Source organism: Hamadaea flava (assembly GCF_024172085.1).
Lineage (GTDB): Bacteria > Actinomycetota > Actinomycetes > Mycobacteriales > Micromonosporaceae > Hamadaea > Hamadaea flava.
The window spans coordinates 5904260-5924172 of sequence record NZ_JAMZDZ010000001.1 but is presented as its reverse complement, the minus strand read 5'-3'; the positions used below and the strand labels follow the sequence as shown (position 1 = coordinate 5924172).

14 protein-coding genes, 1 tRNA gene and 2 pseudogenes are annotated in these 19913 nt (G+C 67.7%); 11 read left to right on the top strand and 6 right to left on the bottom strand.

Going from position 1 to position 19913, the window contains the following annotated elements; all coding sequences use genetic code 11:
* Positions 1-14: 14 nt before the first annotated feature.
* From HDA40_RS27800 to HDA40_RS42605, 9 genes and pseudogenes are all read left to right on the top strand, one after another.
* Positions 15-875 carry a helix-turn-helix domain-containing GNAT family N-acetyltransferase gene (locus HDA40_RS27800; protein ID WP_253760749.1) on the top strand — a complete coding sequence of 287 codons (861 nt, stop codon included), beginning with the start codon at positions 15-17 and terminating at the stop codon, positions 873-875.
* 210 nt (positions 876-1085) lie between these two features.
* Positions 1086-1724, top strand: coding sequence for a nitroreductase family protein (locus HDA40_RS27795; protein WP_253760748.1), 639 nt, complete (start codon positions 1086-1088; stop codon positions 1722-1724).
* A 121-nt stretch (positions 1725-1845) separates the two neighbouring features.
* A tRNA-Lys gene (locus tag HDA40_RS27790) sits at positions 1846-1921 on the top strand.
* Positions 1922-2154: 233 nt separating this feature from the next.
* A complete protein-coding gene (locus HDA40_RS27785; RefSeq protein ID WP_253760747.1) occupies positions 2155-3486 on the top strand; it encodes a site-specific integrase in 1332 nt (443 codons plus the stop codon).
* An 85-nt stretch (positions 3487-3571) separates the two neighbouring features.
* Complete coding sequence (locus HDA40_RS27780) at positions 3572-4210, top strand: hypothetical protein (protein WP_253760746.1); 639 nt, start codon at positions 3572-3574, stop codon at positions 4208-4210.
* A 296-nt stretch (positions 4211-4506) separates the two neighbouring features.
* Positions 4507-5355, top strand: a complete 849-nt coding sequence (locus tag HDA40_RS27775; RefSeq protein WP_253760745.1) for a Vgb family protein — start codon at positions 4507-4509, stop codon at positions 5353-5355.
* Between the two features lie 23 nt (positions 5356-5378).
* A complete protein-coding gene (locus HDA40_RS27770; RefSeq protein ID WP_253760744.1) occupies positions 5379-7349 on the top strand; it encodes an LGFP repeat-containing protein in 1971 nt (656 codons plus the stop codon).
* Positions 7350-7688: 339 nt separating this feature from the next.
* Positions 7689-8012, top strand: coding sequence for a hypothetical protein (locus tag HDA40_RS27765; RefSeq protein ID WP_253760743.1), 324 nt, complete (start codon positions 7689-7691; stop codon positions 8010-8012).
* Positions 8013-8092: 80 nt separating this feature from the next.
* A pseudogene (locus tag HDA40_RS42605) lies at positions 8093-8215 on the top strand (transposase); the annotation flags it as partial.
* A 228-nt stretch (positions 8216-8443) separates the two neighbouring features.
* Here HDA40_RS42605 and HDA40_RS27755 read toward each other — a convergent pair.
* Positions 8444-12319 (bottom strand): ALF repeat-containing protein, encoded by a 3876-nt coding sequence (locus HDA40_RS27755; RefSeq protein ID WP_253760742.1) that lies wholly within the window; start codon positions 12317-12319, stop codon positions 8444-8446.
* A 911-nt stretch (positions 12320-13230) separates the two neighbouring features.
* On the opposite strand from HDA40_RS27755, the gene HDA40_RS27750 reads away from it, so the two are divergent.
* The gene (locus tag HDA40_RS27750) at positions 13231-15762 is read left to right on the top strand and encodes an FG-GAP-like repeat-containing protein (protein WP_253760741.1); all 2532 of its coding nucleotides are present in this window, start codon (positions 13231-13233) and stop codon (positions 15760-15762) included.
* 128 nt (positions 15763-15890) lie between these two features.
* Here HDA40_RS27750 and HDA40_RS27745 read toward each other — a convergent pair whose 3' ends face one another.
* Together HDA40_RS27745 and HDA40_RS27740 are read right to left on the bottom strand one after the other, a co-directional pair.
* A complete protein-coding gene (locus tag HDA40_RS27745) occupies positions 15891-16181 on the bottom strand; it encodes a hypothetical protein (protein ID WP_253760740.1) in 291 nt (96 codons plus the stop codon).
* Positions 16163-16798, bottom strand: a complete 636-nt coding sequence (locus tag HDA40_RS27740) for a hypothetical protein (RefSeq protein WP_253760739.1) — start codon at positions 16796-16798, stop codon at positions 16163-16165. Before HDA40_RS27740 ends, HDA40_RS27745 begins: the two co-directional genes overlap by 19 nt.
* A 187-nt stretch (positions 16799-16985) precedes the next feature.
* Here HDA40_RS27740 and HDA40_RS42225 point away from each other — a divergent pair.
* Positions 16986-17240: pseudogene (locus HDA40_RS42225) on the top strand (IS630 family transposase); the annotation flags it as partial.
* Here HDA40_RS42225 and HDA40_RS27735 read toward each other — a convergent pair.
* From HDA40_RS27735 to HDA40_RS27725, 3 genes are all read right to left on the bottom strand, one after another.
* Complete coding sequence (locus HDA40_RS27735) at positions 17172-17330, bottom strand: hypothetical protein (protein WP_253760738.1); 159 nt, start codon at positions 17328-17330, stop codon at positions 17172-17174. The pseudogene HDA40_RS42225 and the gene HDA40_RS27735 sit on opposite strands and share 69 nt — an antisense overlap.
* Positions 17331-17462: 132 nt before the next feature.
* Positions 17463-18242, bottom strand: a complete 780-nt coding sequence (locus HDA40_RS27730) for a CHAP domain-containing protein (protein ID WP_253760737.1) — start codon at positions 18240-18242, stop codon at positions 17463-17465.
* Between the two features lie 66 nt (positions 18243-18308).
* Positions 18309-19739 (bottom strand): hypothetical protein, encoded by a 1431-nt coding sequence (locus tag HDA40_RS27725; protein WP_253760736.1) that lies wholly within the window; start codon positions 19737-19739, stop codon positions 18309-18311.
* Between the last annotated feature and the right edge of the window lie 174 nt (positions 19740-19913).

The window sequence follows — 19913 nt, the reverse complement described above, 5'->3', positions numbered from 1 at the left end:
AGATACTTTTTCGCATGGAGCAGGTCACCGGTCGCATCCGGGAGTTCAATCGGTACTACACGCAGCGCATTGGCGTACTGACCGACCATTACCTGGGCCAGCACTCGCTCGGCGAGGCCCGCCTCCTCTACGAGCTGTCGCGCGACCCCGATGTCCGTTCCGTCCGGATTCGGCTCGGCCTCGACTCCGGCTACCTGAGCCGCCTCCTGCGCGCCCTGGAACGCCAGGACCTGCTCAAACTCGACCGCCACCCGGACGATGGCCGCGCCCGGATCGCCGTCCTCACCGACGCCGGCCACGCGGCAGTGTCGGATCTAGACACCCGATCCGACGAATCGGTCACCACGCTCATCGACCCACTCACGCCTGACCAGCGCAAACGCCTCGCTGACGCGATGGAAGAGGTCCAGCGCCTCCTGCGGCTCGCGGCCATCCAGGTCCAGCCCGTCGCCGCCGGATCCGCCGTCGCTCGCTCCTGCCTCCACGCGTACGCCGAAGAGCTGTCCCGTCGTTTCCCGGAGGGATACGGACCGGACGACCTCCTGCCGGCGACCGCGTTCGCCCTCTTCCTCGTGGCGTCGGACGGAGTCTCACCCGTGGGCTGCGTAGGACTTCGCCCGCTTTCCGCGACCACCGCGGAAATCAAGCACATGTGGGTGAGCCCGTCCGCCCGGCGCCTCGGCGTCGGCCGGCGACTGCTGGCCGCCCTGGAATCCCACGCCGCCTCCCTCGGATACGCCGAACTGCGCCTGAATACGCACGAGGCGCTGCCCGAAGCCATCGCGCTCTACCAAGCCCTCGGGTACACCGAGATCCCTCCCTACGGAGACGACGTACACGGCCAACGCTTCTTCGCCCTCCCCCTCCCCCACTGACCTCCTCCCTCCCTCTCCCCGCCCACCTCCGCCCTCTCCCCACCCTCTCCCCGTTGATCATGGAGTTAACTCTGGTGTCGCCGGTGTGTCGGCACTGGAAACCCCATGATCAACGCGCGCTTCGGCGTGATCGCCGCGTCCAGGGCGGGAGGGGAGGGCCGGGACGAAGAGGGCCGCGAACGGGCTGCGAGTCTGCAACAATCCACGATCATGGAATTCGCAGACGTCATCCGCCGACGGCGAATGGTCCGCCAGTTCGAGGATCGCCCGCTCGCCCCCGACATCGTGGAGCGCATCCTCGCCAACGCGCTGCGTGCCCCATCCGCCGGCTTCGCCCAGGGCTGGGAGTTCCTCGTGCTGACCTCGGCGGAGGATCGCGCCCGGTTCTGCCCGTTCGTTCAGAACCAGGTCCGCTACACCCCCGCCACGATGAACGCACCGCTCGTCGTCATCCCCCTCGCCCACAAGGCGCGCTACCTCGAGCGGTACGCCCAACCAGACAAGGGCTGGACGCTGGAGAACGCCGAGCAGAAGTGGCCGGCGCCGTACTGGTACATCGACGCGGGAATGGCGACCATGCTCATGCTGCTCAGCGCGGTCGACGAGGGCTTGGGCGGCTTCCTGTTCTGGATCATGCCGCCCGCAGAGATCTCCAACGACGTGGGCGCGGTCCCCGCTCACCTCGACGCGTTCCGCGCGGAGTTCGGCGTACCCGCTGAGTATGACCCGATCGGAGCGGTGGCCATCGGCTACCGAGCCCCCGACCTCCCGCCCCAGAACCCGCAACTCGGCGAGCGTCGCCGAACCGTCGCCGACGTAGTCCACCAGGGGCAGTTCGGGCGGCGCTGACGTGGCATTTTGGGAGCTTCTGTCCGGCTAGACGATAGCCTGGCTCACATTCCCGCGCCGCCGCGATACCGATTGGAGATCCCGCTCAACTGCATGCTAAGGTTTCACCCGTTGCCAACGAGCGCCGCTAGCTCAACTGGCAGAGCAGCGGACTCTTAATCCGCGGGTTCGGGGTTCGAGTCCCTGGCGGCGCACCACAGCCTAGCTGGCCATTCGTCGAAAGTCGAATGGCCAGCTTGAATGCGTTGGCTCGTGTGAGTCACATGTGAGTCACACCTTCAGACTCACCGTCCGTTCCGGTTTCGCCACGTCAAGCAGCCATACCGGGCCGAACGCATGAGATCAGCCGATCAGGCTTGGTGCACCCCAGGGTGCTCGAACCTCGAGCCCTCGGATTGAGTGTCCGCTCCTGTTAGTTAAGGAAAAGACGGTGACTCGATCCCCCACGGGAACGAAGCTCGCACAACAACAAGATCAGCCGGGTGTCGCCTACCGGCGCTGCGGCTGCCGCGGCGAGGACGGCAAGCAACTGGGCTTCAGCTGCCCGGGGCTCGAGCACGTATCGCATGGCCGCTGGTACTTCGCGGTCCAGGTCGACGGCGTGGACGGCCGGCGTACCCGGATCCGCAAGGGCGGGTTCGCCACCGAAGCCGACGCCCGCACGGCCATGGCGCAGCTCCAGTCGTTGCCCAGCGCCGAAGCGGTTGCGCGGACGTGGACGGTGGGCCGGTGGCTGCGGTTCTGGCTGGCCGAGATCGAACGTCACGAGGCGGTCCGGGCGTCGACCCTGGCCGGCTACCGGCGCGTGGTCGACGGCTACCTGATCCCCGAACTGGGGCACATCCGGGTGTCCAAGCTGCGCACCAAGCAGGTGCAGCGGGCCCTGGATCGGATCGCATCGCGGCACACCCGTACGGGCAGGTTGATCGCAGCCAGCACCGTGCACGGGATCCGGGCCGTGCTACGCAGCGCGTTGAGCCACGCCCGCCGCACCGGCCTGGTCGGGTTCAACGCGGCATGGCGGATCAAGACCCCGAACGGTGTCCGAGCGTATCCAGTGGTGTGGACACCAGCCCGGGAACGTGAATGGCGGCTGCATGGTGTGCGGCCGCGGGTGGCATGCTGGGATCTGCCGCATCTGGGCCGGTTCCTCGAAGCGGTGCAGGATGATCGGCTGTTCGCGTTGTGGTGGCTGGTCGCCTTGCATGGTTTGCGCCGCGGTGAGCTGGCAGGGTTGCGGTGGCAGGACCTCGACCTGGTCGGCCGGGAGTTGACCGTCCGGGAGCAGATGATCGTCATCGACGGCCAGACTCTTCTGGGGCCGCCGAAGTCCGAGGCCGGGCGTCGCACCCTTGCCTTGGATGAGACGTCGGTGAAGATCTTCCGCCAGTACCGGCGGGAACAGGCTCGTCTCCGTGGCGGGAAGCTGGATGTGCTGGATCCGTTGTTCACCCGGGTGGACGGCAGCCCGATGCGCCCGGACTGGCTCACCCGCGAGTTTCAGCGTCGCTGCGCCGACCTGGGGCTGCCGCCGGTGCGGTTGCATGACATCCGGCATGGCTCGGTCAGTATCGACGGGGCGGCCGGTGTGCCGTTGAAGCTGACGTCGCAGCGGGCCGGGCATTCGTCGGTGGTGACCACGGTGGACATCTATCAGCACGTGTTTCCCGAGACGGCGCACGCCGAGGTCGCGAAGACGGCGGCGCTGATCTTGCGGCATGCGAAGCTGCGCATGCGGTCCGGTGGCGCCTCCCAAGCGTAGAAGAATCCTGGTCGCCGGTAGTCCGATGGGATGGTTTCGGGCCGCGGCGGCTTGGTGGTGTGCAGGGGCGGTTAGCGTGTCAGACGTGGCCGAACTGCACACCACCAAACGGGTCCGCGAGCTGGCTGCTGTGCTGCAGGAGGCGGTCAGCGAGCAGGGCGGGGATCTGCCGGGTGGGGACTATGTGGAGCGGCTCGTGGCCGAGCGGGTCACGATTATCGGGCGGCAGATGGGCATCACACCACGGACGGTGATGACCAACTACGTGACACCGGAACTCGTGCGCGAGTGGGGCACCGGTCTGGCCGCGCAGATGCGCGATGCCGAACTGACCGCACACGACACCACACCCGTGACAGTCGAACAGCGTGACGGGTTGCTGGTGCTGGCCGCGTTCGGGGTGTGCGGCATGCTCGCGGCACGCAACGCTGACCGGCGCGAGCACATCGACCCGCGAATCGTGGCCAAAGACGCCGCCGATTCGACGGTGCAGGTCGCGGTCCCGATGTACGAGGCCAAACGTCAGCCGGTGCAGATCGGCGGGCTCACCGTCGTCGTGGCCCGGAAAGTGATCGGCATGACCCTCGAAGCCCTGCGGGAAGGCTGGTGGGAGTGCACCTGCGAACAACCCCACCGGTCAGACGGTGGCTGCGTGCTGCAGGACCGGCTCCAACACGACCTGGCGACCCTGGGCGGGTGGGTCAACCGCGGCGAGGCTGTGTAGTCGCGAGGGTCTGCGCGTCCAGGAATTCGACGACGCGGCGAATGGGCAGCGGCGTTGGTGTGATCGATGCGGATCTTCCTCAAAGCGGCCGCTGACGTGTATCAGGAGCTCTGCGACCTGGCGGAATGGATCAAGATCGTCCTGCTCTCCCGTGCTGTGTGCCTTTGATGCAGGTCATCCAGGCCATGCTGAGGAAACTGGTGACTGGATACTATAAACGTAGTAGTCTGTGTTCATGTCAATGACCGGGACGTGAAGTTCTCCAAGGCATCGATTTTGATCTTCGAGGGGCGGCCATGGCCACGATTCTGATCATCGCGGACTATGCGGTGCGCCGGTTGGATCCGGCGACGGGCCGTGATGAGGAGTTGTCGGTTGGGCAGTTGTTCGCGTTTCCGACGGATCTTGCGGTGGAGCCGACCGGCGACATTCTTGTGGTCGATTCGAGCGCGCTTGCCGTCGGTGAGTACACGCGGGGGGCTGTCATCCGGATCGACCGGGTCACTGGTCGGCAGACGGCGGTGTCGTCCGGCGGTGCGTTCACGGGGATGAAGGGAATCGCGGTCGAGGCGAGCGGGGCGATCCTCGTGGGCAACAGTCCACTGGGCTCGCCGGCGTCACTGATCCGCGTGGATCCGGCCACCGGCAAGCAGGACACCGTCTGCCAGTCCGACGATCTCGGTGAGATCCACGGCATCGCCGTGGAAGCCGACGGCAGCATCCTGGTTGCCGACGCCGGTCACGGCCAGGTGTGGCGGGTTCATCCACGGACCGGGAAACGCAAAGCCCTCACCGACGAGGGGATCTTCGACCTCAACAACGGCATCGCGGTGGAGGCCGACGGCGGCATCCTGGTCACCGAGGCACTCGGAGACCAGTACCCAGGCGCCTTGTCTCGGCTGGATCCGGCTGACGGCAGCAAGACGTTGCTGGCCTACGGCGGGATGGTGAGCACGCCTGCGGGGGTCACCGTCGACCGCGACGCAACGATCCTGGTCCTGTCCCGCGGGGCGATACCCGACGAAGACGGCGACGGGCTCGGGTATCCCGGAATTGTCCGCATCGATCCGCTGACTGGCGCGCAAACTCTCGTGTCGTCCCCGGACAGCCGGCTGGAGGAGATGTTCGCCGTCGTGGTGGGCTGACCACCGTCGGGAAGGGATAGATCATGAGCCAGGTCGGATACGGTGCCGGGTTCGCCCAGCACACCACCTACAACGGCAACTATTCGGTGATCATCCCCTGGCCCGCCGGTGGCTTCGCCGAATACTGGTTCGACCGCACCACCCGAGTGTGGAACGGGCCCGTCATCACCGCATCGGCGAAACTGGTCAGCTCCGTCAGCTTCTTCGAAGGCGACTACGCCAGCGCCGACAACGACGGCCACTTCAACTTCGAATTGATCGCCGTGGAGGACGGGACACCGATCTACTGGTTCCGCGAAAACCAGGCCCCGTTCACCTGGCATCGGCTCGGCCCGGTCCCCCAGGCTCCGACCGACACGATCTGCGCGCTCATCGGTCGCACGCACTTTAACCCTGAGCATGCACCGCGCGGCTTTCACGAGGATATTCGGGTGTTCAGCGCGTCCGGCCGCGGCGGGATCAGCGTGTCCACGCGCACGACCGAGGACGACCATCTGACCTGGGGACGACCATCACCCGCCGAAGTGGAGATCAACACCGACCGTCGGCATGCGGTCTACGAAGTCGGCGCCGGAGGCGGCGCCGACGGGGCTGCACCCCTCGGCTACGGCGATGGTCAACTGCCGGTAGGTGCGATCGGCGGCGTCTACTCCGGAATCGCTTGGGCGCGGGGAACTTTCGGCGAGCAGGAGGTCGACTTCGCAGACAGCAGATACGGGCGTGGCATCCTCATCACAGTGGACGGCGACGGCGCACTGTTCGCCTACGAATGCGGCCGGGAGATCGTCCGCGTCGACACTGGGTTACGTGGCCGGCCCGCCATCATCCAAACCGACCGTGGCCGGCTCACGCCGGCGTTCGCGCCCGGCACCCACGGCCAGTACGAGTTGTTCGCACCCAGCCTGACCGGCGGGGTACGCCACTATTGGCGCACCAACGGCGAGCACTACGGCACTCCCGGCGTCTGGAACAGAGCACCGGACATCGGCACCGAACTCTACGACGAAGTGTCGGTCATCCAGCTCAACGACGAAGACAAACCCGACCCCGACCGGACACCGCCGCTGTGGCTGTTCGGCCGGATCAACGGCCAGCCCTGGGTGGACGTCTTCCAGCAGCGTCACGTGCCCGGCGCAACCCTGTGGGAAGCCGACCGGTTCATCTGGGAACGGCTACCCGGGCTCGGAGGCGACCGGCGCCCAGAAGTCTGGGAGGTCACCTGCGTGAAACGGTGGCCACTGCTCGTGGCGCCCGGCGAGTTCTCCAGAGTGGTCGGCCTCGGCGGCGTACGCGACGGACAGGCATGGAGTGCCAACACTGACGAAGCCAAACAGCACATGCTGCACCAGGAACGCCGCTACCTAGTGCACGGCGACCGGGGTGCGGCCGCCTGGGTGCAGGTCTCCCCGCAGGGCTACCTCACGACAACCCCTGACGGCATCGCCGCCAACAACCTCGAACGGCTACCCGTCTGCGCCGGCGGCGGCAACGTGCCCGCCGCAGCCCCGGCGCTCGCGCACCCCGTCGGCGGTCTCATCGGCGCGAAGTTCGCCGAACTCGGCGGCGTGGCGACGTTCGGGCAGCCGACGTCACCCGAGGCAAGCCTGACTGGTGGAACCGACCGTCGGCAAACTTTTGAATGGGGCCAGATCGGACTCTCACCCCGGCAAGGCGCGAGGATGCTCACCTGGGCCTACCGCGACGGCAACGACGTCATCTTCGGCTGGGGACCGACCGACCCCTACAACTACGACCTGTTCATCGTCCGCTACAGCACAAACCGTGGACTGCCAGTACCACCGGACTACCAGATCGAGATCACCGACGGGCCACGCACGGCCGGCCAGATCGTCGTGCCACGCCCCATGGACTGGATCGGCGGCGACGGCCGAACCGCTGGCTGGAGCTTCATCGTCGAAGGCGCCGACAGAAGCGCACTGCGTGGCACCACCGCGATCCAGGGCTGGACCATCCCGTTGAACATCCGCCTTTAGCGCCGAAGCCCCACGGCCATCCGATGAACCCGCCTACGGCCGAAACACCCCCATCGGCGTCACCGGCTTGGGGTCACTCCCGGTCGAGCCGCACAGCGCGAGGGCACCGGCTAGCGGCAAGCTGCACGCCCGGCCTTCTCCTGAACATCACGAAACTGGGTCTATTGAATATCTCTCTGACGCCTCCGATGAGGAGTCCTTCGCTGCTGGCGGCTTCTGAGTGAGTGTTTGAGAAGGATCGCTTGAGGGTGCGGCGCGGCGTCGGTTGCTCCTGGTCGATCGTGCTGGGCGTGCGAAATCACGGCTGCGTGAGATGGCGCCACGAGGAAGACTGATCTCGTGAGATTCGCTGCTGGCCCGCCACACATGTGGCTCGTGCGCTTGAAGTCCGGCTCGGAGATCGAGGTGTGGGCTGACTTCCACGACTCGGCGCCGGTTGGCGGCGAGTGGAGGTTCGGCGTGTTGGTGGAGGCGTCGGCGGACGAGCAGCAAGCCGTCAGGGTGGAGAGCAGGACGGTGCCACCGTCGGACCGTTGCGTCATCACTGTGGCGCGGATTCCAGCGGGTGAAGTGGATTCGATCGTCGGTGGTTGGTCTCTATCCGAAGATCCGCGGTCCGGCCCGGCTGTCGAGGCGAACAAGGTCACCCACGGTGCTGAGTGAGTTCTTGAGGAGTTGCTTCGGCATCTGGTGCGCCGTGGATGCATCGTCCATAGTGGTCAGATGTCGCGTGAGCGCCGGTACCTTCCGACCTTACCGATGGCCAGTGGTCGATCATCGAAGCGTTGCTTCCCGCGCCGAACCTAGGCGGACGGCACGAGAAGCATCCGCGCCGCGACATCGTGGACGCGATCTTGTACGTGGTGCGCGGCACTGACCAAGGGCCGATGCCGCAGGGATCTACGGAATCGCATGCGCTTTCTTCCACCTGGGATGACGCAAGCATCCCGAGTGGACACTGCGGACTCCTGGTGGCCGACGGTGAACATGACCAAGTCTCGACCAGCCCGCAACCCCGGCAGCCACCAGTCAATGCCGGCCGGCTGGGCCGATTCTATGATCAGCCCAGCCGGAGAATTGTCGCCGCCCTGTGGTTAGGTGCGTTCCCAGATCACCTCGGCATTCTTGGTGGCAGGGTCGATAGCGATGATCTTGGTGACGTTGGGATTGTCCTTCAGCGTCCGGAACTCGACCCACCAGATGGCGTCGGAGCGGATGTCGGTTCCACGCACCACCCGGACGACGCCGGACGCGCCTCGGGCGTAGGCGGCCGACACCGCCGTCCACGCATCGACCAGGATTTTGTTGTCAACGTCCCATGCGGACGTGATGTTGCGGCTGTCCATGACCATTTCCAGGGTGGTGCCGCCATAGCTCTTGGCGATCTCCGCGGCGTTTTCCGGCCCGCCGATCCAGGTGCCGTCCGCCCTTTCGCTCCTGCCGGTCCAGAAGAACGCCGTGTCCCTGCTCGTGGAGTAGTCACCGGCCCGCATCTCCAACGCGATCGGCAGGGCTTTGAGCTTCTTGACCTCACCCAATGACGCTTGCAGTACGGCGACCGCGCTCTGCCCGGATCTGGCCGCTGCGTACGCGACCTTGAGCGTCCGGAAGCCGGCTTTGAGGACCTCGCCGATCCCACGTAGCACCAGCGACTCGGCAGCTATCTTGCCGAGGTTGAGCACCGTGTCGGCCAGCGACTGGTCGCCCTTGATGAGCCGGTAGACCTCCAGACCTACTTGGCCGGCTGTGATCAGGCCGCCGACGATCATGGCACAGGCGCGCTGCAGCATGCATGCGGCGAGTTCGGTGCCGGCCATCCAGACAGCGCTGGCGAGCACCGATTCCATGAACGGTTCGAGGCCGAGGATGAGCGACTGCATACCCTGGAAGGTGGGGTCCAGGGTGGAGTTGATGCAGTTGTCGTAGTACTGGCTGTCTTGCGGGTACAGGGCGCAGATCGCCGAGTTGGTGTACGCGCGCAGGGCGAGTTCTTCGGGGTCGCCGTAGGCGTTGTAGACGCAGTTGCGGTACCACTCGCCTTCGGTGTCGCCGAGTATCTGTTCCCAGTCGGTGACGGCTGGGTTGGTGTAGCTGTCGCCGCATTCGGCGACCGCGACGCCGTAGGTGTACTGGTAGGCGGTGTAGGCGTCGGCGGCGGCGGCGCCTGCGGCGTCGGCGTCGAGGCCGGCTTTGATGGCGTATTTGTAGGCGGCGTGGGCGGCGACGTTGGCTTTCTCGGCGGCGGCGACGGCCATGTTGTGGGAGGCGATCGCCCAGGACGCCGACTTGATCGCGCTGCGGGCCGAGGTGGTGGCGCGGGTGGCCGCCTGGCGGGCGGTCGCGGCGGCGGCCGCGGCCTTGTTCGCCGACGCGGCGGCTTGGTTGGCGTAGCTGGTGGCCTGCTGGGCGTAGCCGATCGCGCGGGTCGCCGAGTCGACCGCCTGCTGGGCGTATGCCGCAGCCTGGGCCGCGTCGTCGCGGGCGCGGGCGGCGACGCTTTGGGCTCGAAGCGCGTGCTCGGCGGCCGTCTCGGCGACCTGGCTGATCTTCTGCAGCAGCCCGGCGACGACCGCGACGTGCGCAGCGCTTTCGTAGTCCAGTTCGGCGGCGGCGTACCGGCCGGTGGTGAGGAACTTCTGCAGTCCGGGCGCGGGCCCGTCCAAGGCGATCTGGGCGGCCGCCTTGACCTCCGGCCCACTGTAGGGACTGGCCAGGATCTGGTTGACCAGCACCCGTTGCCCGATGATCGCAGCGGTGTACTGGCCAGTGTCCAGGAAGTCGCGCAGCGCCTGCAGCGTGTCGGTGTCGAGGGCTTGCTGCGCCTTCTGGGCCAGCACCACATCGCCGGCCGTCTTGGCCGCCGCCAGGATCTGGTTGACCTTCAGCCGGTCCGCGCTGTACCGGCCGGGATAGCTTTGCGTACGCAGGAAGGTCGCGATCGTCTGGTCGTTGCCGGCCAGGGCGGTGGTGGCCGCGGTCGCCAGCGCCGTGTTGTCGGTGACCGCGAGGTTGCGCACGGCGATGCGGTTGTCCTGTGCCACCGCGTTCGCGATGCCGGTGCGCACGTATGCCAGGACGAGATGGTCGGGTTCGCCGAGCGCGGCCAGTGCCGATTGTTTGGTCCAGGCGCCTTGGCCGCCGGCCAGGTTGAGCGCGACTTTACGGGCCGCCGCGACCGCCGCGGCCCGTTCGGTGGCTGGGTCCAGCACCACGGCGATGAGCCGGTTGGTTTCGGCATCACGCTTGGTGGCCTGGTCGACGTCGGAGTCGGCCAAGCGCTGCTGCGCCTCGTATTCGGTGTTGGCCGCGCGGGCGTTCTCCAACGCCTCGTCGCGGGCCACGGCCAGCCGTTCGGCGTCGGCGGTACGCGCGGCTTCGAACACCGCGCCCGCTTGGCTGGCGTTGTCCAGCGCCCGCTGGGCGGCGGTGGTCGCGGCGGTGGCGTACTCGGTGGCACGTTGCGCTGCCTGGGCTGCCTCGCCTGCGTGTTGGGCGGCGTCGAGCGCCGCGGTCGCTGCCGCCTCGGCGTCGGCGGCGGCCCGGTAGGCGGCCTCACGTGCCTTGTTCGCGGCATCGATGGCGACCCGCAGATAGTTCCCGGCAGCCTGGGCTGCCCGCACGGCACGCTCGGCGTTGGCGCGGGCCTTCGCCGCGGCCGCGACAGCTTCCTGGGCTGCCGCTCCGGCTTCGTTGGCGTACCGGACCGCCTCGTCGTTGGCGGCCGCAGCGGCCAGAGCGTGCTGAGCAGCTTCTGTGGCGGATTTGATCGCATCGTTGCCGGCCGCGATCGCCTTGACCGTCGTTCCCACCAGGTCCGCGAACTCACGGGTCTCCTGCGCGATGGCGTTGGCCTGCTCAGCGGCCTGCCGTGCCCGTGCGGCGTTCGCACTGTCGGTCGCCGCCTCACCCGCCCAGCGGTACGCCTCCGTGGCCTTCTGGCTGGCCCTCGACGCCATCTGCGCTGCCCGATTGGCCGCGGTGGACGCCGCCCGCGCCGCCCGGTTCGCCGCCGACGCCGCTTCGACAGCTACCTGCGCGGCCTTGGCTGCCTGCTGCGCCGCGTTTGCCGCCCGCTTCGCTTGTGCCTTGGCTTCGGCCATGTTGTTACGCGCGGCCGCAGTCGCCTGAGCAGCCTCTGCCGCAGACCGGCGCGCCGCAGCCGCGGAGTCGCGGGCACGGTCGGCTTCAGCGGTGGCGTTCGCGGTCTCCTGCGCCGCCAGCGCGCCGGCGGCCTGCGCCTGACCGAGCAGGTCTTCCAGCGTCGCGACCTCGTCGTCACGCGCGGACGCGACCGCCCAGCCGTAGCCGAGGAACCCTTCCAACGCCTCCGCGGTGCCCGCATCGAGGGCTTGCTGACCGGCGGCACGCACGTTCGGGCCACCTGTCGCGATGGCCTGGTTGACCCGCAGCCGCTGGTCGGTGTTCCACTGAACCTGCCAGCCGGACTCCAGGAACTCCTGCAGCACAGTGGTGTCCTCGGAGTCCAGCACGGCCTGGGCCGCCTGCTTGACCTGATCACCGCCGACGGCCATCAACTGGTTCACCGACACGCGCGCGTCGATGGCCGACGGACCCTGCCAACCGGTCTCCAGGAACACGGCGATGGCACCGGCATCGCCAGCGGCATCGGCGTCCAGTGCCGCCTGGGCCTTCGCGCGCACCGCCGGACCGCCATCGGCGATGACAGCGGTCAAGGCATCGCGCTGATCGAGATGCTGCGCCGCGGTCCATCCCTCGGCCAGGAACGCGCGAATCTGATCGTCGGAGCCCAGCAACGCCACTTCAGCGGCCGCCCGCACCTGTGGCCCGCCCTGCTGCCACGCCGACACCACGACGTCACGGTCAGCGGCGACCGGCTCCTGCGCGTGCGCCGGCAGGACCCGCACTAGGTTGCCCAGCAACGCCAGCACCATGAACATCGCGATCATGGCTCGCCGCCGCACCGGACCCGGGCGTGCTGGTCTATTCACGACCAGCCTCCGTACTTGCTCATTCAGCCGCACAGCAACCCTTCCTGTCACCGCTGGACCTTTCACTTCTGCATGCACTGAGGACGACCATTGCGCCGTCCATTCAGTTCGGCGGAGTATTGCACGATCCTCGAAAGACAGACAACCCGAAAGCGTCATTGCGTCCTAACTGGGCCGCTGGCCACTTCAGCGACAGAGTCCCGTTTGGGGACCGCATCAGTTCGATGCACATGGCCTCGATGGAGGTCGGCAGCGCATGCTATCCGTGTACCGATCAGCGCGGTGACCTGCTGATTCAAGGATCGTTCAAGGATTTCTCAAGCCGGCGCCGATAGTCTCCTCGCAGTTTCCCGTGCCTTCTGCCGTCTTGACGGACTACCGGGCATTAATTGTCTCTTCCCTGCCCGAAAGGAACGACGGATTAGCGCAACGATCGACATCTCACCCCGCCCGGGATTGCTTTATTCCGGCGGCCACGAGGCGGGAACAGAGATCCCCTCCCACTCATCATTTGATCGCGCGGGCGTCAACAATCCGCACCGGATCAGTGGGCACGTGTGCCCATATCTCCGCAGCGGCGCATGAGGAGTCGGAGCCCGCGCGCGTCGGGTAATCGGAGCCGACGATCCGCCGTCAGCGATCTCCTCGGTATAACGCGCTGTTGCGTCTGCGCCGGAGCTCGCAGCGACCTACGGGCGCCGGTCGGGCCAGGCGGCCACACTCCGACCGTTCGACACCCTGCATGCCAGGGCACCACGCGCGCCAGCACCGTCATCTGCAGGCACCCTCGCGTGTTCGCGCCGCCCCGGGTTGAAGCAGCACTGCTGCGTGATCACCGCCTGCGGCTTCACACAGCGTCGGCACTTTCTGTCTCCCCAATCCACGACCACTTCCACGAAAGGCTCTTGATCATGAGTGCACCTCCGCGCTGGGCGTCGCTCGCCGTCGCGGCAGCGATAGCGGCCTGCCTGCCGGTCGTTGTCGGACCGGCGCAAGCCAGCGCCTCACCCATCTCGCTCCCCTCGCTGGTGGACAGCGGCGTCTACCCCTACCCTGGCGCGGCGGAGATCCTGGCGGCACACAATGTCCGGCTGATCTCCGGTGACGGGCACATCCTGCTCGCCGACTGCGGCACGCCCGCGCAGGGCGACATCGGCCTGTTGAAGATCTGGACCACCGACGAGACCATCGGCGACGACGGGGCCGGCCGGGTCTGTTTCCAGGTGACCGCGTCCGCTGGTGTGTTGAACCTCGAAGTTCCTGGCGTGTATGAGATCCGCGGCGACGGCCAGCGCGAAGGCACCGGCCACCCGGTGACCGCACAGCTGCGCAGCGACGCCGGAGACCAGCTCACGGTCGACGTGGATCCCGACGGCAGCACCCCGGTGGGCTTGGGCGCGGACAAGGACGCGTCACCGACCATGCTGCTGCAATTGCGGGCAGGCACCGGTCCCGCACCGGTCAGCGGCGCACAGACCGCGGTCGGCAAGCTCGCCACCACCGGCCGGGAGTGCACCGCGACGCTGGTCGGACCGCGCTGGGTGCTCAGCGCCGCCAGCTGTCTGGCCACCGATCCGAACCAGCCCCAGCTCGCCGAAGGCCCGCCGGCCAGCGCCGCTTACGTCGTTCTTCCCGGGAAGGCCGCCGCCAAGGTCGACTGGTTGAGTCCACGCCCAGGCCGGGATGTGGTCCTCGCCCGCCTCGCCACGCCGATCGACGGCATCACCCCGATCCCGCTGGCCACCGCTGCCGGGACCGGTGCGACGGTGTCTGCCGTCGGCTACGGCCGCGACGGCATGACCACCACCGACTGGACCACCGACCAGCAGGACAGCACGCAGATCACCTTCACCACCGCGACCGCCACCACGCTGACCGCCGCGACCGGCCCGCTGGTGTGCAGCGGGATGGCCGGCGCACCTGTCCTCAGCGGCGGCAAGCTCGCCGGCGTCCTCAGCCGCGCGGGTCAGACAGGCTGCCCCGACACCGCCGGCAGCGGCAGCGACGTCACCGCCGCTCGCACGGACGACCTGACGACCTGGGTCGGCGTCATCACCAGCACGTCGGCCGACCACACCTGGTCTTTGGCCGATATGCCCGCTACCGCCACGTCGGGTACCTCGGTCGCCAGCAGCGCCGACAGTGCCTTCACCGCTACGGGCTTACCGCTGACGGCTACGGCGGGTGCGACCTGGAAGACCGGCGACACCTACAGCCCCGCCGTCGCCCTCAACGGAAACACCGGATCTCTGTCGGCCGGCGGCCCGGCCGTCGTCACCGACGCCGACTTCAGCCTCAGTGTCCGAGCCAAACCCACCGCCGCCGGTGGCACAGTGCTGTCCCAGGACGGCGTCAACACCGCCGGGTTCAAACTCTGGGCTGAAGCCGGATCCTGGCGGTTCGCGATGAGCCGATCCGACGTGGCCAGTCCCGTGTGGGACACCGCCACCGCGCCTGCGGGCAGTGCTACCGCCGGCGTCTGGACGCAGGTCACCGTCACCTACAAAGCCGCCACTGGCGTCGCGATCCTCTGGGTCAACGGCAAGAACGTCGCCAGCGTCGGCCACCCCGTCGCGTGGAAAGCCACCGGAGCGCTCCGCGTGGGCGCGCACAAGACCGGTGCCGCGACCGTCGGCGGCTACTTCACCGGCGTCCTGTCCACCGTTCAGGCGTGGAACCGGCTGTCACGGACTCCAGCGGTCAACAGTCACGACTTCGACGGCGACGGCCGCAACGACGTCATCATCACCGACGCGGCCGGTGACCTGTGGATGTATCCCAGTCAGGGTGGCTCGGGACTGTCCACCGTCAGCGGCGCCAACCGGGTAAAGATCGGCACCGGGTGGGGTTCCCTGAAGTGGGTCGTCTCCGACTGGGACGCCGACGGCCTGGCCGACGTCCTCATGAAGGACTCCGACGGCGTGCTGTGGATGTATCCCAACCAGAACGGCCACCTGTCGTCCGGCAACAGGGCGACTATCGGCACCGGCTGGGCGAACTACATTCACGCCGCCGGCAACGCCAACAACACGGCCAAGGCCGACCTGTTCGGCATCAACAACACCACCGGCGCCCTCTACTACTACCCCGATGGGAAAGACAAGACTCAGATCGGCAACAGCGGCTGGACCAACTACCGCATCTTCCCGGCCGACTTCAACAACGACAACCGCGCCGACATCATGGCCATCGACACCGCAGGCGACCTCTGGTTCTATCCCAACACCAGCCAGACCGGTGTGACCCTCGGCGACCGCACTCAAGCCGGCAGCGGCTGGACCAAATACAAGGCCGCCGCGATGGACCTCAGTGGTGACGGCAAGACCGACCTGGTCGCCCTCGACGCCAGCGGCAACCTCTGGGTCTACCCCGGCAACGGCAACGGCGGCTGGGCTAGCCGCTACCAAATCGGCGTCAACTGGACCATCAACACCATCGGCTGACCGTCCAAGACACGGTGGGCTGGACGCTCAGCCGTCCAGCCCACCGCTCTGCGCCCCGACAGCGACTCCGGGCGACGCAACGCCGGCGACGAACGCGACGAGTCCAAACACGATCTGCGATGGCCGGGCTAGCGCCAGCTGTACGTGGACTTCTCCGCCACAGCCTTGCGCGCTTCGTCGCTGAGCTCAGGATGACTTGACTGCAAGGCTTCGGCAACGCGCCGCCCGTATACGGCGAGGTCGTTGTCGGGTGAGACACGTCCGGCCTCCGAGATCAACGCATCGATGCGAGACAGGAGAGCGCCCGCTTGATCGCCGAACAGGTCACGAACGGCATCAGGATGCGACCCGGGCCAACCACGCCGCGGGTTCCCCCACACGAACACAATGACCGCTCGGCTCAACGCATCGTCCTGCATAGCGCCATCGTGTCACCCGGCTGGTAGGCAGCAAAACCGAGATGCCCTGGCTGACCGTCGACGGACCTCGCGGGACGTGACCACTCCGCGACCGCAACATGGGTCGACGCGTACCCGCCTTCGCCGACTTCCAGCTCAAGACCGAACGTCAGATCTCGGTCTCGTCTTGGGGGTCGATCGACCCGGGTGCCCTGACAGCAGCCAACGCGGACGGATGCGCCTGGCGACGGGAAGGGACGGTCCTGTGTCCGCCTCGCGTCGAGCGGCAATAGCCCCACGTGTCTCCGCCACAGAATCCAGACGAGATCGTGGCCTTGGGTTTGCCGCTCGAATACGCGCACTACGGCGCCGCCACCGGCGCCGTACAGCTGCAGTTGCGCCTGGATGTGCTGCTGGACCGGGGCGACGGCCATGTTGTTGAACATCGCGCCGGCCTGGTCGGCCGGCGACCGGACGGAGCTGGTGATCGTCGCGGACGCCACGCCCGCGGCCCGCAGCCCGTCCTGGACGGTGTCCAGCATTCGGGCGGCGACCGCGGCCTGTTGGGCGTTGGCACCGAAAGCGACGCGGACGTCCGCGATCGCTCCGACCTCGCCGGCGATGGAGACCGCGATCACGTGCGTCGTGCCAGCAGGATCTGCGGCCAGCTGGTTACCCGGGATGTGTATCGGGCCATAGGAGCCAAGCCCGGTCCCGGGTGGCACCTGTGGGAGAACACGGCTGGCCCTAAACGGTTGGCGGACCCAGTCCCGTTGGCGAAGCACACCTCGATCGGTCCGCCAGCCGCCGGGCCGCCGGTCACAGTACCTCGACCTGCTGGCCCGGGTACGCGCCTGCTGGATGCCCACCGGCATCCGCCACCGGATCCTGACCCCGGGCTCCAACATTCGCCGCACCATCCACGGCACGGTCAACCTGGCCACCGGCACCTGGCACCACCACGTGTCGGTCAAGAACGTCTCGGCGGTGTTCTGCTACTTCCTCGACCTGCTACTGGCCGCCTACCCTGACGCACCGATCGTGGCGGTGATCTGCGACAACGGCACCACCCACCACAGCAAGGCGGAGGCCGATGTCTTCGTCGTCGATCATGATGTCGTCGGTGGTCAGGCGGATCAGGCGGCTGACCGGCTGGGCGTAGAGCAGCATGAGGCAGCCAGCCATTCTCGCACGCAGGTCGTGTTGTTATTCGGGTCGGATGCACCGGCCGGACGCACGTCGTCCTGTGCTGGAAAGCCAGCGGCCTGCGTGGCCACACCTCAGGGGCCGCCTGGGCGCCGCTCACAGCTTGAGGTAGGCGCTGGGCTCGTTCAGCCCGATCCAGTGGTCGGTGCGCAGTTGGTGGTCGCCGAAGCCGTTGTACTCGTAGATCAGGACGGCGGTGTCGGTGACCTGGGCGACGTAGGCGACATGGCCGAGTTCGGAGATGGTGTTGCGGTCCCACCAGGCGATATCGCCGGGCTGCGGCGTGCCGGTGCGGCGGGTGGCGCGGGGGTCGTAGCCCCACATCCAGGCGTTGCCGAGCCACGACAGGTCGGTGTTGTTGTCGGCGATGGCGTCGTGGGTGACGGCCCAGGCGGCGAAGGACACGCATTCGCGCCGGTAGTAGCCCATGCCGTCGGCTTGCGCGGGGTTGCCGTTGGCGTAGGGGTAGGCGGCCGGGTCGGTGATCTGGCTGCTGGGCTTGTCCTGGTGGCTGGAGCCGCACAGCGCGGCGACGGGGTCCATGGTGCCGGTGTAGACCAGAGCGTCGGTGACATACCGGTCAGCCACCGGGTCGATCTTGTCCCACCAGGTGGTGGTGCCCCACGGTCCGGTGACGGCCTGGCCCTGGACCACGCAGTAGACGGTGATCGCGGCGTCGTCGGGCAGCTGCCCGACGACGGCTGTGCCGGTACCGGGGCCGGTGCGGATGTTGAGCGGGGTGCCGTCGGTGGCGACGGTCGCGCGGGCGCCGACGGTCTCGGCGGCGTGGGCCGCCGGGGCCGCGGCGACGAGGGCGGCCGCGGTGGCCAGCACGGTGAGCAGCGCGGCGCGAGCGGCTCGGCGGACGGTGGTCATGAGGTTCTCCTCTTCGGGTGTGCGGAGGCCTGCCCGCAGGCAGGCCTCCGCAGGGTCGGCCTGTGGTCAGTGGCAGAGGTAGAGGCCGGAGCGGCAGATCAGCTCGTCGGCGCGCGACCACCAGCTGTTGACGCCGTAGGAGTTGGCCCAGTCGCCGTTGACGTAGTTGCGCGCCTTCTCCCCGGGCGGCGTGCCGTCGGCGATGAGCTGCATGTTCTCGGCGCCGCCGTTGTAGCCGATGGCCAGCAGCTCGTCGCGCGAGTGGTCGCCGCGCCAGGTCGCGGGCAGCTGGTCGCGCAGGTCGTGCAGGTACCAGGCGGTGGCCTTGATGGACAGCTCGTCGTCGCCGGTCAGATCGGCCCACTGCTTGTCACCGAACACGTCGGGGTGCTTGGCCTTGGTGTCGTTGAAGGTGCTCTCGTGCATGTTGCCCAGGCCGCGGGAGTTAGCGCCGAACCAGAGCTTGATGTCCTCGGCGGGGCGGCCGTAACCGAAGCTGTTCTCCTCGCGCATCAGGATCGTCAGCACCAGGCGCGGATCGATGTCCGCAGCCGCGGCGTACTTGGCCACCAGGTCGATCTTCACGATCGGGGCCAGGCACTTGTACTCGATGTGGCGGCCCACAAAGCAGGACACCTCCGGGCCGGTGACCGTCGACGCCGAAGAGGTGATCTTGACGGCGTGGGCGGTGGGGACGTCCTTGCTGCCGTGAGGGCCAGGGATGGCGGAGTCCGGGCCGGTGGCGATGGTGACGTCGCCGCAGGCGTCGACCTGGGTGGTGATGTCGCCGCCGGTATTGAGCCACACGTCGGCGACGTAGCCGACGGCCCGGCCGTGGTCGGCGGGGTCCACGATCAGGTCCCAGTGCCGGTTGGTGCCGTACTGGCCGCTGACCTCGTCGCCGTCGCGGTAGCAGGCCACCGTGTAGCTGTGGTTGAAGGGCAGCAGGCCGATTCCGGCGCGCTGGGCCGACAGCGACGGGGCAGTCTTGACGGCGAGGTTCTCGCCGGCGACGACCGTGCCGGCGACGGTCCGGCCGGTGCCGCCCGCAGCGTGGGATGCCGCGCCGAGCGCGCCCAGCACCTGCGTGCCTAGCGTCTGCATGCTCAGCGAGTTGAGCTGGAACGTGGGCTGGTACTCAGTGGCACCGGCGCACGGTTCGACCTGGGTGTTGATGTCAGCGCCGGTGTCCAGCCAGACGTCGGCGATCCAGCCAGCCTCGTTGCCGGCGCTGTCGGTGACCCGATCCCAGTAGGGGTTGGTTCCGCCCGCTCCGGCGACCTGGTGATCGCCGACCCGGTAGCAGGTGACGGTGTAGACGCTGGCTGCGGTGGCGGTGCCGATGACCGCTCCTTCGGGCTCGTCGCGCAGGTTCGCGTCGGCGAACGGCGTGCCCTGCACGGTGGAGGCGGGATCGGCCACGGCGATGCCGTGGCCGACCAAGGCAGCGATCGCGGCCGCGGCGGACGCAGTGGCAATGATGATCTGTCGCTTCATGCTGTCCACGGTCGCCGGCTACCAGCGCAAGAGAAAGATCAATTGACCCCAGCATCGACCAGGGCTCTCCCGTGGAGACGCGGCGTCAGTGGTTGGGTCAGTTGAGGTGGCCACTGTGCTTTGAGCTGCCATCTTGATCGGCCAATTGTTTGTTCAATGCAGATTGCTCTGTGC

Coding starts and splice junctions, on each gene's coding strand:
- HDA40_RS27770 (WP_253760744.1), top strand. CDS start 5,379: ATGAGCCAGGTCGGATACGGTGCCGGGTTCGCCCAGCACACCACCTAC.
- HDA40_RS27730 (WP_253760737.1), bottom strand. CDS start 18,242: ATGACCACCGTCCGCCGAGCCGCTCGCGCCGCGCTGCTCACCGTGCTG.
- HDA40_RS27800 (WP_253760749.1), top strand. CDS start 15: ATGGAGCAGGTCACCGGTCGCATCCGGGAGTTCAATCGGTACTACACG.
- HDA40_RS27745 (WP_253760740.1), bottom strand. CDS start 16,181: ATGCAGGACGATGCGTTGAGCCGAGCGGTCATTGTGTTCGTGTGGGGG.
- HDA40_RS27750 (WP_253760741.1), top strand. CDS start 13,231: ATGAGTGCACCTCCGCGCTGGGCGTCGCTCGCCGTCGCGGCAGCGATA.
- HDA40_RS27775 (WP_253760745.1), top strand. CDS start 4,507: ATGGCCACGATTCTGATCATCGCGGACTATGCGGTGCGCCGGTTGGAT.
- HDA40_RS27725 (WP_253760736.1), bottom strand. CDS start 19,739: ATGAAGCGACAGATCATCATTGCCACTGCGTCCGCCGCGGCCGCGATC.
- HDA40_RS27735 (WP_253760738.1), bottom strand. CDS start 17,330: ATGCTGCTCTACGCCCAGCCGGTCAGCCGCCTGATCCGCCTGACCACC.
- HDA40_RS27795 (WP_253760748.1), top strand. CDS start 1,086: ATGGAATTCGCAGACGTCATCCGCCGACGGCGAATGGTCCGCCAGTTC.